This window comes from Enterobacter sp. PL_is511 (genome assembly GCF_055816065.1).
Window position 1 is genome coordinate 1,149,146 of record NZ_JBVPGP010000024.1, and the last position, 14,422, is coordinate 1,163,567.

Genomic DNA, 14,422 nt, shown 5'->3' on the forward strand with positions numbered 1-14,422 from the left:
GAACACCTTTATTTTGTAGTTATTTGAGAGACTAAAAAAGCCGCCGAAACGGGCAGCAAGAAGAAAATGCAGGGGGGTGCCAGCTATTGTAGCGGGCTTTAGCTATTTATCTAGTGAAAAAATCGCCAGAAAATGCGCTCCGCTGGCAACCTGTTTTTCCAACTGTTATTGTGGAGGGATTAAACGGTGTCATCACCGTCCGGAAAAAACAGGAGTTGTAAGCATGTTTACTGGTATTGTGCAGGGCACCGCCAAAGTGGTGTCCATTGATGAAAAACCTAATTTCCGTACTCATGTTGTTGAGCTGCCGGAATATATGCTTGAGGGCATTGAAACCGGTGCGTCGATTGCGCATAACGGCTGCTGCCTGACCGTGACCGAAATTAACGGCAACCAGATTAGCTTTGATTTAATGAAAGAGACGCTGCGCATCACCAACCTGGGCGAGCTGGCTGTGGGCGATACCGTCAACGTTGAACGCGCGGCGAAGTTCAGCGATGAGATTGGCGGCCACCTGATGTCCGGCCACATCATGACCACCGCTGAAGTGGCAAAAATCGTGACCTCGGAAAATAACCGTCAAATCTGGTTTAAAATGCAGGATCCGTCATTAATGAAATACATCCTCTATAAAGGATTTATTGGCATCGATGGGATTAGCCTGACGGTGGGGGAAGTGACGCCAACGCGTTTTTGCGTGCATTTAATTCCTGAAACGCTGCAGCGCACCACGCTGGGCGCCAAAAAACTGGGGCATCGCGTGAATATCGAAATCGATCCGCAAACCCAGGCGGTGGTGGATACGGTTGAGCGCGTGCTGGCAGCAAAAGAAGCCGCAATAATAAAGGCCACTGAAGAAGAATAAAAAATAACCCCGGATATCCGGGGTTATTTTTTAGCGTGCGACACGCAGTCCGTGTTCAATCCCCCGGCTGAATACCACCTGCCAGAGCTGAATATCCCGTGCGCGAAACGCCCCCGCGCAGGCATTCAGATAATAGCTAAACATCCGCTTGAATCGCTCAGAATAGTTGTCCGCAATCTCAGGCCAGGTCTCCTGAAAACGCGCATGCCATGCCATCAACGTGGTGTCGTAATCCGCGCCAAAGTTATGCCAGTCTTCCATCACAAAATGGGATTCACTGGCGTTGGCAATCTGGCGAACGGACGGTAAACAGCCATTCGGAAAGATGTATTTATTGATCCACGGGTCAACGTTATTGTCGGTCCGCTTAGAGCCTATGGTGTGCAGCAGGAAGATGCCGTCCGGTTTCAGATTACGATCCACCACCTCAAAATAGGTGTCGTAGTTTTTCGGCCCGACGTGCTCGAACATGCCGACGGAAACGACCCGGTCAAACTGTTCATTCAGATCACGGTAATCCTGCAGCCGGATATCCACATCGAGACCCTGACAGCGCTCCCGCGCCATTTTTTGCTGTTCCGCTGAAATCGTGACGCCCACTACGCTGACGCCATAGTGCTTCGCCATAAAATACGCCAGCCCACCCCAGCCGCAGCCGATATCCAGCACGCGCATGCCGGGCTGTAGCTGCAGCTTCTCGCTAATCAGACGCAGCTTTGCCTGCTGCGCTTCCTCAAGCGTCGACGCATCTTTCCAGTAGGCGCAGGAGTACTGCATGAACGGGTCCAGCATGCGGCTGAACAGGTCATTGCCGAGATCGTAATGCTCTTTGCCGACAATCCACGCGCGTTTTTTACTTTGCAGATTGAACAGTCGGGCAGAGGCGATACGCAGGGTGTCTTTCAGATTGCGTGGGAGTTGGTTTTCCAGACCGGCACGCAGCACGCTGGCAAAAAAGGTATCCAGACGTTCGCACTCCCACCAGCCGTCCATATAGCTTTCTCCCAGGCCTAACGATCCCTCCCGCAATACGCGTTTAAAAAAGTCGGGATGTTTAACCTGAGGATCGGATGGCGATGATCCATTGATAGTGATGCCTGCTCGACCTAACAGTTCACTGACGATCCGGGACCAGTTATCGTCCGGAACGCTGACTTCTTCTATACACGATGAACTCATAGCTTCTCCATCACCCTGATGTGATCAGAACCTTCAAACAGCGTAGACGCTTTTTTTGGTTTGTGAGAAATCTCACGGTAAATACCGCGAGGCTAATATCCGACGTAGAACAGAGGAAGGGAGATAACCCTTGCCGAAATGCCTTCCATGGTAAAACGGGAGCGCTCCGGCTCCCGTTAACACTTAATATTTATCGTATTTAATCGAACCAAATTTAGTATAGGCCTCAAAATTTGGTGATTCAATAGAAAATTGTTAGCAACCTAATCACTGAAATGTAACATGATTTCTGGCGCAATCAGGCATGCGAGGTTTCCACCTGAGCGCCGCTATCCTGCTCACGTTGCGCGGAGGCCTGCATGCGATAGCCCATCACCGCCAGCGCAACGGTGACCAGCATCACGCTGGTGGTGGTTAACAGTGGCGTCGCAATCAGCGCCGAGACCACCAGACTTGCCAGGAAGCACAGACCCAGCTGCAGGGTATTTTGCAGCGCGGCGGCGCGGCCTGTCGCCTGCGGGAACGGACGCAACGCTTGGGCTACAACAATCGGGTAAATCGCCCCGTTCGCCACGGCCATCACGCAGAAGGGGATCAAAATTTCAGCCAGGCCCGCGCCCGGAATAAACCCGACGGCCCAGGTGCCGATGACGCTCAGCGCATACAGCACCAGCAGCCATGGCAGCATTTGCTGACCTTCCCATTTTTGCAGCGCCGCGCGACAGCCGTACCCGCCCACCAGGAAGGCGATAGTCTGCGGAACATAGCTCAAACCGATGGCCGCCGGGCTGTAGCTCATATCGTGCAGAATGAACGGCGAGCCGGTAAGCCACGCGAAGAAGCTGGCCGAACAGGCGGCGTAAATCAGGACATTGCCGCGATACGCTTTGGCGCTCAGCAGGGAGGTGAAGGTAATCGGCTTCGCATCCGCATGCGCCTCTTTTTTATGCGCGGGCTTAAGGGCAAACGCCGGCAGCATCAGTACCAGCGTGATGGCAAACAGCGTGGCAAAAATGGCCTGCCAGTCAAAGTGCGCGAGGATCCAGCTGCCCAGCAGCGGAGCCAGGGCAGGGGAAAGACCCACCAGCGGCATAATGGTGGCGAAAATACGGTTTGTGCGGTTAGCCGGATAGTAGTCGGTCACCAGCGCCTGCCAGGTCACCGCCGCAGCACAGACGCCCACGGCCTGAATAAAGCGCAGCACCAGCAGCCAGGTGGCATCGCGCACCCACAGCATCCCCAGGCAGCCCACGGCAAAAATGGCCAGACCCAGCAGCAGTACCGGTTTACGACCAAAGCGATCCGAGAGCGGTCCCCACAGCAGCTGCGCGAAAGCGAAACCGGCAAGGAACAGGCTCAGGCTGGCGCTGATGGCCGCCGCAGGGGTTTGCAGGTCTTCCTGCATCGCGGCAAACGCGGGCAGGTACATGTCGGTGGCCAAAAAGCCCAGCACGCTTAAGCCGCCGAGCCAGACTAAAAATCCTTTCCTGGGTTGCATTCTCTTATTCTCCTGAGGAGGCAGGTGTACGTTGGCGGAGAGTGTAGGGAGTGCAAAGCGGCTTGTGAAACGCTAATATTTGGCGGGTGCATTCAAATTTTTTGCAGGCAGAAAATGTGGTCAGATTATTCTCTTGAAGTGGTCGATGCTGTTGCACGTAACGGCAGCTTTAGCGGTGCAGCGCAGGAGCTGCACCGCGTCCCTTCGGCCATCAGCTACACGGTGCGTCAGCTGGAGGAGTGGCTGGCGGTTCCGCTGTTTGAGCGGCGCCATCGTGATGTGGAATTAACGCCCGCAGGGGCGTGGTTTTTGAAGGAAGGGCGTTCTGTTATCAAAAAAATGCAGATCACCCGCGAACAGTGTCAGCAGATCGCTAACGGCTGGCGGGGGCATCTTTCCATCGCGGTGGATAACATCGTTAAGCCGGAACGTACCCGGCAGATGATCGTCGATTTCTATCGTCATTTTTCAGATGTCGAGCTGCGGGTCTCGCAGGAGGTGTTCAACGGCGTCTGGGATGCGCTGGCGGACGGCAGGGCAGAGATGGCAATCGGGGCCACGCAGGCGATCCCGGTCGGGGGACGTTACGCCTTTCGCGATATGGGCATGCTGAGCTGGAAGTGCGTGGTGGCAAGCGATCATCCGCTGGCGGTGATGGAGGGGCCGCTCAGCGATGATACGCTGCGCAACTGGCCGTCGCTGGTGCTGGAGGATACCTCCCGTTCATTGCCGAAGCGTATCACCTGGCTTCTGGACAACCAGCGGCGGGTGGTGGCCCCTGACTGGGAATCGTCGGCGACGTGCCTCAGCGCCGGACTGTGCGTCGCGATGGTGCCCGTTCATTTCGCGCGTCCGCGCATCGATACCGGAGAGTGGGTTGAGCTGACGCTGGAGAATCCGTTCCCGGATGCGGCCTGCTGCCTGACCTGGCAGCAAAGTGATGTCTCGCCTGCGATGGCCTGGCTGCTGGATTATCTGGGAGACAGCGAAACGCTAAACCGGGAATGGTTACGGGAGCCAGCATAGCTGGCCCCGTAAAGCGATTAACGACGGTAGTCGCGGAACGGACCGTCCGCAACGGAACGGCGTTCGATAAGACGCGGGTGAACTTCAATGGACTGCGACTCTTCACGTTTGTTGACGATCCTGTCCATCAGCATATTGAAGGCCGTTTCGCCCAGCGAATCTTTCGGCTGGTGAATGGTGGTCAACGCTGGCGTGAAGAAACGCGCGTTACGCACGTTGTCATACCCGATCACGGAAATATCCTGCGGTACGCGCAGACCCAGCTCGTCGGCAGCGCAGAGCGCGCCCATAGCCATGATGTCACCCCCGCAGAAAACGGCGGTCGGACGGTGTGGCTGGGAGACGATCTGCTGCATTGCGCGGTAGCCCGACTCCGGCTCAAAGTCGCCCTGCACAATCCAGTTTTCCGGCACGTTGATCAGCGCTTCTTCCATCGCTTTCATAAAACCGGCCAGACGGCCCGCGCCGGTGTTGCGCTCCAGCGGACCGGGGATCACGCCAATCTCGCGGTGACCGCGTTCGATCAGATAACGACCGGCCATATAGCCGCCTTCAAAGGCATTATCGATAACGGAATCAGTGAAATCCGCGCGCGCTTCGCCCCAGTCCATGACCACCATGGGAATATGGCGATACTCTTCGAGCATCGACAGCACGGATTCCGGGTACTCGGAACACATTACCAGCAGGCCATCAACGCGCTTTTGCGCCATCATCGACAGGTAGGCACGCTGTTTTTCTATGCTGTTCCATGCGTTGCCCAGAATCAGGGTATAGCCTTTCTGGAAGCAGTTCTTCTCTACCGCTTCAATGATCTCGGCAAAATAGGCCGCTTCACTGCTAGTGGCCAGCAATCCAATGGATTTGGTGTGATTAACCTTGAGGCTGCGCGCAACCGCACTTGGCGAATAGTGCAGCTCTTTGATCGCTGCCCAGACGGCGTTGCGCGTCTCTTCCGCCACGAAGCGGGTTTTGTTAATTACATGTGATACGGTTGTAGTGGAAACGTTTGCGCGTTTTGCTACGTCTTTAATTGTTGCCATTAAATGTCACTCCAGACCATATCCTAAACTCCTGAAAAACTTGAAGGTAAACGTTTGCCTTCTCTCACCCTTATCACGCAATCTTGAATTGCGGCACGCCGGGAAAACGACACGGGACGTCAGGAGGGGGTCAATGGCCGGTACGCTAATAAATTTAGCGTGGAATTTTGTCCTATCTTGATGAAAAGGGGAAGAGGTAAAGTGTTTATCAGCCTAAATCCAGGAAGATTTTTGACGTAAATTATGCAAAAATGAGCAGGCTCACTTTTCGTGGGGGGATTAAAAGGAGAAAAATTGATGAGTTCCGATCTGAAGTTTTCGCTGTTCACCACCGTTATTGTGCTGGCTCTGATTGTCGCGGCCGGTCTGACGGCTGCGCTGCACTGATTTACGCGGAGGGAGAGCCTTCTCCCTCCCGATCGACCCGATTGTTACTTCTCTGGCAAAAATCTTTTGCCATTTTGTTAACTTCTCATTTTTTGTGATTGATGTCATGCTTTCCGCTTCTTTGTTCTGTGTCACCACATGACACGGCATCCGGAGTTGACGCATGAAAATCAATTTTCCCCTGCTGGCCCTGGCGATTGGCGCTTTTGGGATTGGCACCACTGAATTCTCCCCGATGGGGTTACTGCCCGTCATCGCCCGCGGCGTGGACGTCTCGATCCCTGCGGCAGGGATGTTAATCAGCGCCTATGCTATCGGCGTGATGGTGGGGGCGCCGCTGATGACGCTTCTCCTTTCGCACCGCGCGCGCCGCAATGCGCTGATTTTCCTGATGGCGATTTTCACCCTGGGTAACGTGCTTTCGGCCATTTCGCCGGACTACACCACGCTGATGCTGTCTCGTATTCTGACCAGCCTTAACCACGGCGCGTTCTTCGGGCTGGGATCGGTCGTGGCTGCCAGCGTGGTGCCAAAACATAAGCAGGCCAGCGCCGTAGCAACCATGTTTATGGGGCTAACGATTGCCAACATCGGCGGGGTGCCTGCGGCAACCTGGCTGGGGGAAGCGATCGGCTGGCGGATGTCCTTCCTGGCAACGGCCGGGCTGGGCGTGGTCGCGATGGTGGCGCTGTTCTTCTCCCTGCCGAAAGGCAGCGCGGGTGAACGTCCTGACGTGCGCAGAGAGCTGTCGGTGCTGGTGCGCCCGCAGGTCCTCTCCGCGCTGCTCACCACCGTGCTGGGGGCAGGGGCGATGTTTACCCTCTACACCTATATTTCACCGGTATTGCATGACATCACCCACGCAACGCCTCTCTTTGTGACCGCGATGCTGGTACTGATAGGCGTGGGCTTCTCGATCGGCAACTATCTCGGCGGGAAATTTGCCGACCGTTCCGTGAGCGGCACGCTGAAGGGCTTCTTAACCCTGCTGATTGCCATCATGATTGCCATTCCGTGGCTGGCGCGTAATGAGTTTGGGGCCGCGATCGCAATGGTCGTCTGGGGAGCCGCCACCTTTGCCGTGGTGCCGCCGCTGCAGATGCGCGTGATGCGCGTCGCGCATGAAGCGCCGGGCCTCTCATCGTCGGTCAACATCGGCGCCTTCAACCTGGGCAACGCGCTCGGTGCGGCGGCCGGTGGGGCCGTGATTTCAGGGGGACTGGGGTACAGCTTTGTGCCGGTGATGGGGGCGATTATTGCCGCGCTCGGCCTGCTGCTGGTGATGATGTCGGGTCGTAAACAGCCTGAAGCAGCCTGCGCTGCGGAATAAACCAAAAACGCAGAAGGGCGAACCCTTCTGCGTGTCTCTTACGCGGCGAAGTTCTTCGCGACAAAGTCCCAGTTAACCAGTGCCCAGAAGTGCTCCAGGTAGTTCGGGCGCGCGTTGCGGTAATCAATGTAGTAAGCGTGTTCCCATACGTCCACGGTCATCAGCGGCTTAGCGCTGGTGGTCAGCGGGGTGCCTGCGTTAGAGGTGGACACGATAGCCAGTTTGCCATCCGCCTCTTTAACCAGCCACGTCCAGCCCGAACCGAAGTTCTTGATGGCTGCATCGGTAAATTTCGCTTTGAAATCCGCGAAGCTGCCAAAGGCGGCGTTGATAGCGGTAGCCAGTTCACCGGCAGGTTCGCCACCGGCGTTTGGCGCCAGGCAGTGCCAGTAGAAGGTGTGGTTCCACACCTGAGCCGCGTTGTTGAATACGCCACCCTCTGAGCTGCGGACGATCTCTTCCAGCGTTTTGCCTTCAAAATCGGTGCCCTTGATCAGATTGTTCAGGTTAGTGACGTACGTCTGGTGATGCTTGCCGTAATGATATTCCAGGGTTTCCGCAGAAATGTGCGGTGCCAGGGCGTCTTTTGCATACGGTAGTGCAGGTAATTCGAACGACATTGCTTCTCTCCTTATTGTATTTTGCGTTGCCAATAACCACACAGACAACAAGGACAGGATAGCAAATTGAAAGGGTATGCAAAAGAGGAACTTACCCTGCCACGGGTGTGGCAGGGCAGGGGTTAGCGAATGGTTTTCGGCGTCATCACGCGACGTGCGCCGACGTAATGGCGTACCCAGTAGTCTTCACTGAGAGAGGTGATCTGAATATCCTGGCCGCTACGCGGTGACTGGATGAATTTTCCGTTACCGACATAGACGCCGACGTGGTCAGCCGTGCCGCGACCCTGAGTGCGGAAGAACACCAGATCGCCGTTTTCCAGCTCACCGCGGTCAACCGGTGAGGCATCGCGCAGGTGGTACATCTCATTAGCGGTACGAGGAATGCGGAACTTGACCAGATCTTTATAGGCGTAATAGACGAGGCCGCTGCAGTCAAAGCCGGTACGCGGCGAGCTGCCACCCCAGTGATAGGGTTTGCCAATCTGCCCCATCAGTTTGTTCATCGCGGTTTTTTGCGCTTTCTGTACGCGCACCTTATGCACTTCCGCTATTTTCGTGACCTTCGTGCATTTCGCCTTGTGGCCTTTACGCGTGATGCATTTTTCAGTAACAAGGTTAGCGGCGGTTTGCGAAGCTTTACTTTTGGCGGAGTGGGCAGTACGGGAAGGTTTGGTTTTCGTCTTGCTGGAAGCGGTCTGTTTCGTCTGAGCCGGTGTTTTTTTCTTGTCGTTCTTAGCGGTGGTTTTTTTCTTACGTTCTGTGGCTTTCACCAGATGGTTTTTTTGTACAGCAGAATGCCGCGCCTGCTGAGAGGCGTTTGCCACTGGCGTGAAAGTGAGTGAAGTAAACAGTAAAGCACAGAGCGTGATCGAGAATTTATTTATCCGCGCCACTGGGCAGTCCCCTGATAAATGCAGGTCATCAATAATACCCGCGTGTGATTTACAAAGCCCGTCGATTCTAATCTATAAAAAGCCAGAAAGTTAATAGCATTTTTCAATCTACAATCGTGTTTCGTAAGCAAGTGCAAAAAAATTCATCGTTCTGTCGCTCATTTGCCCATTCCCTAAGCAAAACCCTGACCGCCGCAGGGGTAAACACCATTTGCAATGCAACTTTTCCTGACTCGGAGTAGAATGTATAAACGTGACAAAAATGTTATTTTCCGATGCCAGTCTGAACCGCTACAATGTCAGACGAATGCCGTAACAGAAGTTAAAGGAAGCAAGACATGAGCACCACTATTGAAAAAATCCAGCGCCAGATCGCTGAAAACCCGATTCTGCTGTATATGAAAGGTTCTCCAAAGCTGCCAAGCTGCGGCTTCTCCGCGCAAGCGGTTCAGGCGCTGTCTGCCTGTGGTGAGCGTTTTGCTTACGTTGATATCCTGCAGAACCCTGACATCCGCGCTGAACTGCCGAAGTACGCGAACTGGCCGACGTTCCCACAGCTGTGGGTAGACGGTGAACTGGTTGGCGGCTGCGATATCCTGATTGAAATGTATCAGCGCGGCGAACTGCAGCAGCTGATCAAAGAGACGGCAGCGAAGTACAAAACGGAAGAGCCGGACGCAGAGTAATTTTCTCTGCGCAAATAAAAAAAGCGACCCGCTATATGGTCGCTTTTTTTTTGTCGGGTGGCGCTGCGCTTACCCGACCTACGATTGGTGCTCGTCCTCATCACCCTTCGGCAGCGGCCAGCCGCCCATACGCTTCCAGCGGTTGACGATCTCACAGAACAGCTCTGCGGTACGCTCCGTGTCATACAGCGCGGAGTGCGCCTGCGTGCCGTCGAACGGAATGCCCGCCGTAATACAGGCCTTTGATAGCACCGTTTGTCCCAGCGCCAGGCCGCTCAGCGCGGCGGTGTCGAAGGTGACAAAAGGATGGAAGGGGTTGCGTTTAAGCGACGCGCGCTCGGCGGCGGCCATGGTAAAGCTGTGATCGAAGGTGGCGTTATGGGCCACCATAATGGCGCGGCTGCAGTTACTCTCTTTCATGCCTTTACGCACCATTTTAAAAATGGCGTGCAGCGCGTCATATTCACTTACTGCACCACGCAGCGGGTTATGCGGATCGATACCATTAAACGCCAGCGCTTCCGGCTGTAAGTTTGCCCCTTCGAAAGGTTCAACGTGGAAATGCAGCGTGGTGTCCGGTGTAAGCCAGCCCTGTTCATCCATCTTCAGCGTGATGGCGGCAATTTCGAGCAGCGCATCGGTTTTAGCGTTAAATCCGGCTGTTTCTACATCAATGACAACGGGATAAAAACCACGAAAACGGTCGCACAGACCGCTAAATTGAGCGTTATCGGACATCAGGGTCTCTTACATGGGGAAAAAGCAGAGCGCATTATGGCAAATTTTGCGGGGGGATGCAGTAAAACTACGGGCGCACGTTGCGCCCTGAGGGATCAGTTGCCCAGACCGCGACCGGCGTCTTTGGCTTCAATCAGCTCGATTTTGTAACCGTCCGGATCTTCGACAAACGCAATCACGGTGGTGCCACCTTTTACCGGACCCGCTTCGCGCGTGACGTTACCGCCGTTGCTGCGGATGCGCTCGCACGCTTCGGCCGCGTTGTCCACTTCCAGCGCGATGTGGCCGTAGGCCGTGCCCAGCTCATAGCTGTCAACGCCCCAGTTGTAGGTCAGCTCGATCACCGCTTCATCCGTTTCCGGGCCGTAACCCACGAACGCCAGCGAGTATTTGTATTCAGGGTTTTCGCTGGTGCGCAGCAGCTTCATGCCCAGGACGTTAGTGTAGAAATCGATAGAACGTTGCAGGTCGCCAACGCGCAGCATGGTGTGAAGTAGGCGCATAATTTCCTCATTAACCAATGAAATAGACTGTCTTTTTGAACAGAAACGATGTTTTAGTATAGCGGCGAAGCATCGCCGCTATCAATGAACAATAGCGAGATTACAAAGAAGGGTAGTCGGTGTAGCCTTCCGCGCCGCCGCCGTAGAAGCTTTCCGGACGCTGCGGGTTGAGCGCTGCTTTTTTCTGCAGACGAGCAACCAGGTCCGGGTTGGCGATGTAGTCGCGGCCAAACGCGACAGCATCAATCAGCCCTTTGCCGATCAGGTCTTCGGCTTTCTCCGGGGTATAGGCGCCTGCACCGATGATCACGCCGTGGAAGCGCTCGCGCACTTTCTGACGGAAAGCATCCGTGTAAGGTTTACCGCCGGCCCAGTCAGGTTCGGACATGTGCAGATAAGCGATGCCACGTTTAGCCAGTTCTTCGATCAGGTACAGAGCATCCGCTTCCTCGTTCGGGCCGTTGTCGACGTTCTGGAAAGACCCGATTGGGGAAACGCGGATCCCGATACGGTCCGGGCTCCACTCCTTGCATACCGCATCCACCACTTCCAGCACCAGACGGGCGCGGTTTTCGACGCTGCCGCCGTACTGGTCGGTGCGATGGTTAGACGACGGCGACAGGAACTGGTGCAGCAGATAGCCATGCGCGGAGTGCAGCTCAATCAGGTCAAACCCGGCTTCACGGGCGTTGGCCACGGCCTGGCGGAAGTCGTTAACAATCCCCGGGATTTCGTCCAGCTCCAGCGCACGCGGCATAGAGGTATCCACGCGGATCGCATTGCCGTTTTCATCGCGCAGGGACGTACGGGTATTGGCGCTAAGGGCCGAAGCGGAGACCGGTGCCTGGCCGCCAGGCTGAATGCTGCTGTGAGAGATACGACCGGTATGCCACAGCTGGACCGCAATGCGACCCTCTTCAGCGTGGACGCCCGCGGTGATTTTCTGCCATGCGGCGATCTGTTCCGGGCTGTGAAGACCCGGCGCACCCGCATAACCCTTAGCCTGAGCAGAAATCTGCGTGGCTTCGGTGATGATCAGGCCAGAGCTTGCGCGCTGACGATAGTATTCACCCATCAGTGGGGTTGGGATGTCACCCGGCTCAATGCTGCGCAGACGGGTCAGCGGAGCCATGAACACGCGGTTTGGCGCCGTGACGGCACCCACTTTCAATGGGGTAAACAGTTTTTCAGCTGACATAAGGACTCCTGAGTAGACCAGTCGACTAGTAATAAGGTAAATAAAAAGCGCCCGTTATACGCCAGGCGCAGTAATACTGTTTTTCACATGTGCCAGCGCGCTTTCCAGCGGCACGGCACTGCGCGAAATTTTTGCCTGCAGGTTGGCCCCTAACCAGAGGGAATAGAGCACCTGAGACTGCATCAAGGGGTTGCCGGAAAAGGCCAGCGTTTTTTCGTCGCGGCCTTTTTCCAGCGCCTGGGCCAGCAGGGCGATCACGCCGCGGGCACCTTTATCCATCGCTGTGCGCATATCTTCAGAAAGATCGCACACTTCTGCAGACAGTTTAACGGTCAGGCAACCGCTGATAATGCCCTGCTGACAGAACTGGTTCAACGTTTCCTGATAGTAGTTCAGAACACGATCCCGGTAGTTACCTTCACCCGATGCAAAGTGGGTCGCCAGACGCTGGTGGTAGCCAGCATAATGACGCTCCAGCATCGCTACGCCGAAGGCCTCTTTGGACCGAAAGTAGTGATAAAACGACCCTTTCGGTACCTCAGCGGTTTTTAATAACTCGCTCAACCCCATACCGGTAAACCCGCGATGCATGCAAAGTTGCTCGCCGGTCGCCAGTAGATGTTCGCGGGTATCGTGTTCAGTATTTCTGCTCATGGCCGCACTCTAATAGACCGTTCGGTCTAATGCAAGCGAGTTTACTGACGACATGCGCTCAGTATATCCAGCTGCTGTTGATAAACCGTTGATTTCACGTCCATCATACCCAGCACGGTCGAGAACAAATTGTCCTGAGAAACCGCATTTTTTGCTGCATGGTCACGCAAACACTGTTCGTTGATGCCAAAGTTTTTCGCGTAATCCGGTGACAGCCAGAACATAAATGGAATATGCGTTTGCTGCTCCGGCGCCAGCATGTACGGTGTACCGTGCAGATAAATACCGCTTTCACCCAGTGATTCACCGTGATCGGAGAGATAAATCAGCGCGGTGTTCATGCTCGCCTGACGGGCTTTCAGCGCATCAATGGTTTTGCTGACCATGCTGTCGGTGTAGAGGATAGTGTTGTCATAGGTATTCATCAGCGCCTGATGATCGCAATCCTGAATCTCATTGGTGTCGCAGGTTGGGGTGAATTTACGGAAGTTGTCCGGGTAACGGCGATAGTACGCCGGACCATGGCTTCCCATCAGGTGGATAACCAGTACCGTGTCCTGCTTCAGACCATCCAGCACGTTGTCCAGACGGTAGAAATTCACATCATCAATACAGGATTTGTCTTTGCAGAACTGATCCAGATTCCACTGTGTCATGTCGGTATGGGGCACGCGATCGCAGGCGCCTTTACAGCCGCCGTCGTTGTCGCGCCACAGCAGGTTGACACCCGCATGCTTGAGCACGTCGAGCAGCCCCTCGCGATGGTGAGCCAGGTCGGCATCGTATTTGCTGCGCGTCATGCCGGAGAACATGCACGGCACGGAAACCGCGGTTTCGGTGCCGCATGAGGAAGCCTGCGGGAAGTTAATCACATCCTGCTTTTTCAGCTCCGGGTTCGTTTCACGATCATAACCATTAAGGGAGTAGTTCGCAGCGCGAGAGGCTTCCCCAACGACCAGTACCAGAACGGTTTTCTTTTGTTGACCGGTAATCAGTGGCCCTTTGTGGGCATCTTCACCAATACGCACCAGAGTTTGATCGCCAGCAAACCAGCGCATTTTGCTGTACTTCACCACGGCGCTGACATAGTTCGCCGGGGTGACCATTTTGACGATGCTTTTGTTATTGCGGAACAGCGACGCGTAGTCTTTATAAAACAGCGCGGCAATCAGGATAATCACCAGCAGAGCGCCGAGCATCGCGGCCACACGCGTCAGCAGCGCGTACCACCATTTTCCGGTACGAATACGGGTCAACGCCAGCACCACGGAAGGCACGAGGCCAGCGATGACAATCCACAGAATCATCTGCGGGGTCACCAGGGCCGTCGCTTCCTGAGAGTTGGTTTCGAACACGTTCACAATCATGTTCTGATCGATCACCGCGCCGTAGGTGTACATAAAGTAGGTTGCCGCGGCGCAACCGATCGTTAAGACGATCAGCAGCGGCTTACGGATATAGGGGATATTAAGCAGGCTAAATACAATCACCCAGCCGCAAAACAGCACCAGCGGTACGGACGCGGCAAAGAGGATGTCGTGCAGGTGCGCAGGGGCAATAATGGCCCAGCTGCGCTGGATAAACAGTCCGTTGATTAGCGTAAAGAAGAGTGCACAGCCCAGAGTAAATTTAATGTCGTTACATTGTAACTTTTTGATTAACCACATCGATCGATGAACCTGTCATTATCATGATGGGCCGAGTATAAAGAGGGAAGATTAGTGAAACCTTAATGCCACAAATCTGTGGTACAGGCCTTGCACGTGGTGCGTTTAGCGTCTTCACTGTAGGTGAGAGTG

The 14,422-nt window shown here is 54.9% G+C and carries 15 protein-coding genes; 5 read left to right on the top strand and 10 right to left on the bottom strand.

Annotation, left to right across the window (positions count from 1 at the left end):
- Positions 1-223 precede the first annotated feature (223 nt).
- Positions 224-865 (top strand): riboflavin synthase subunit alpha, encoded by a 642-nt coding sequence (locus AC0TN7_RS21065; protein ID WP_473702405.1) that lies wholly within the window; start codon positions 224-226, stop codon positions 863-865.
- Between the two features lie 30 nt (positions 866-895).
- On the opposite strand, the gene cfa is transcribed toward AC0TN7_RS21065, so the two are convergent.
- Together cfa and punC are read right to left on the bottom strand one after the other, a co-directional pair.
- On the bottom strand, positions 896-2,044 hold the full coding sequence (gene cfa / locus AC0TN7_RS21070; RefSeq protein WP_473702406.1) for a cyclopropane fatty acyl phospholipid synthase: 1,149 nt from the start codon (positions 2,042-2,044) through the stop codon (positions 896-898).
- A gap of 298 nt (positions 2,045-2,342) precedes the next feature.
- Positions 2,343-3,542: a purine nucleoside transporter PunC gene (punC, locus tag AC0TN7_RS21075; RefSeq protein WP_473702407.1), complete on the bottom strand. Its 1,200-nt coding sequence runs from the start codon at positions 3,540-3,542 to the stop codon at positions 2,343-2,345.
- 114 nt (positions 3,543-3,656) lie between these two features.
- Here punC and punR point away from each other — a divergent pair, with 114 nt between their 5' ends.
- Complete coding sequence (punR, locus tag AC0TN7_RS21080) at positions 3,657-4,568, top strand: DNA-binding transcriptional activator PunR (RefSeq protein ID WP_417927265.1); 912 nt, start codon at positions 3,657-3,659, stop codon at positions 4,566-4,568.
- A gap of 17 nt (positions 4,569-4,585) precedes the next feature.
- Here the strand turns inward: punR and purR are convergent, their stop codons facing one another.
- Entirely contained in the window at positions 4,586-5,611 is a 1,026-nt protein-coding gene (gene purR / locus AC0TN7_RS21085) for an HTH-type transcriptional repressor PurR (RefSeq protein ID WP_023335431.1), read from the bottom strand.
- A gap of 297 nt (positions 5,612-5,908) precedes the next feature.
- Here purR and cydH point away from each other — a divergent pair, with 297 nt between their 5' ends.
- Positions 5,909-5,998 (top strand): cytochrome bd-I oxidase subunit CydH, encoded by a 90-nt coding sequence (cydH, locus tag AC0TN7_RS21090; RefSeq protein WP_020688313.1) that lies wholly within the window; start codon positions 5,909-5,911, stop codon positions 5,996-5,998.
- Between the two features lie 163 nt (positions 5,999-6,161).
- Positions 6,162-7,328, top strand: a complete 1,167-nt coding sequence (locus AC0TN7_RS21095) for an MFS transporter (RefSeq protein WP_248164199.1) — start codon at positions 6,162-6,164, stop codon at positions 7,326-7,328.
- Between the two features lie 38 nt (positions 7,329-7,366).
- Here AC0TN7_RS21095 and sodB read toward each other — a convergent pair whose 3' ends face one another.
- Positions 7,367-7,948: a superoxide dismutase [Fe] gene (gene sodB / locus AC0TN7_RS21100; protein WP_023311353.1), complete on the bottom strand. Its 582-nt coding sequence runs from the start codon at positions 7,946-7,948 to the stop codon at positions 7,367-7,369.
- A 122-nt stretch (positions 7,949-8,070) separates the two neighbouring features.
- Entirely contained in the window at positions 8,071-8,844 is a 774-nt protein-coding gene (locus AC0TN7_RS21105; protein ID WP_267216613.1) for a C40 family peptidase, read from the bottom strand.
- A gap of 338 nt (positions 8,845-9,182) precedes the next feature.
- Between AC0TN7_RS21105 and grxD the strand changes: the two genes are divergently transcribed.
- On the top strand, positions 9,183-9,530 hold the full coding sequence (grxD, locus tag AC0TN7_RS21110) for a monothiol glutaredoxin 4 (protein ID WP_003832760.1): 348 nt from the start codon (positions 9,183-9,185) through the stop codon (positions 9,528-9,530).
- A 78-nt stretch (positions 9,531-9,608) separates the two neighbouring features.
- Here the strand turns inward: grxD and rnt are convergent, their stop codons facing one another.
- The 5 genes from rnt to eptA all read right to left on the bottom strand — a co-directional run bounded on the left by rnt (position 9,609) and on the right by eptA (position 14,290).
- Entirely contained in the window at positions 9,609-10,268 is a 660-nt protein-coding gene (gene rnt, locus AC0TN7_RS21115) for a ribonuclease T (protein WP_032651023.1), read from the bottom strand.
- 95 nt (positions 10,269-10,363) lie between these two features.
- Positions 10,364-10,771, bottom strand: a complete 408-nt coding sequence (gene gloA, locus AC0TN7_RS21120; protein WP_013096923.1) for a lactoylglutathione lyase — start codon at positions 10,769-10,771, stop codon at positions 10,364-10,366.
- A 100-nt stretch (positions 10,772-10,871) separates the two neighbouring features.
- The gene (gene nemA, locus AC0TN7_RS21125) at positions 10,872-11,969 is read right to left on the bottom strand and encodes an alkene reductase (RefSeq protein WP_024909367.1); all 1,098 of its coding nucleotides are present in this window, start codon (positions 11,967-11,969) and stop codon (positions 10,872-10,874) included.
- Positions 11,970-12,023: 54 nt separating this feature from the next.
- The gene (locus AC0TN7_RS21130) at positions 12,024-12,623 is read right to left on the bottom strand and encodes a TetR/AcrR family transcriptional regulator (protein WP_473702408.1); all 600 of its coding nucleotides are present in this window, start codon (positions 12,621-12,623) and stop codon (positions 12,024-12,026) included.
- A gap of 41 nt (positions 12,624-12,664) precedes the next feature.
- Positions 12,665-14,290 (bottom strand): phosphoethanolamine transferase EptA, encoded by a 1,626-nt coding sequence (gene eptA, locus AC0TN7_RS21135; RefSeq protein ID WP_473702409.1) that lies wholly within the window; start codon positions 14,288-14,290, stop codon positions 12,665-12,667.
- Positions 14,291-14,422 lie beyond the last annotated feature (132 nt).